A 316-nucleotide genomic window follows, 5' to 3' on the forward strand; every position below is an offset into this window, starting at 1 on the left:
GGCGCGGCCGCGCGGGCCGCGGCCAGGAGCCCGTCCTGCACCCGGTTCCAGGCGCCGCCGCCGCCGGCCTGCGGCGGCTCGTTCACCGGCTCCAGGACCACGCGGTCCGTGCCCTTCCGCGCGCACAGGCGCGCGAGGTCTCCGACGAGGTCGCGATAGGCCGCGAAGAGCGGCGCCCGGCCCGAGCCGTAGAACGCGTCGGGCGTGTAGTGGTGGGTCGCGGCGTTCGCCTGGACATTGACCAGGACGCGCAGCCCGGCCGCCAGCGCCGCGTCGACGGCCCCCGACAAGGTGCCGAGGAGTTCGGCGCGCCGCG

The 316-nt window shown here is 78.2% G+C and carries 1 pseudogene; it reads right to left on the minus strand.

From position 1 onward, the window contains the following. A pseudogene (locus ACLBX8_RS31815) lies at positions 1 to 316 on the minus strand (glycosyl hydrolase family 5); the annotation flags it as partial.

The sequence above is a fragment of the Methylobacterium sp. D48H genome, from assembly GCF_053345715.1.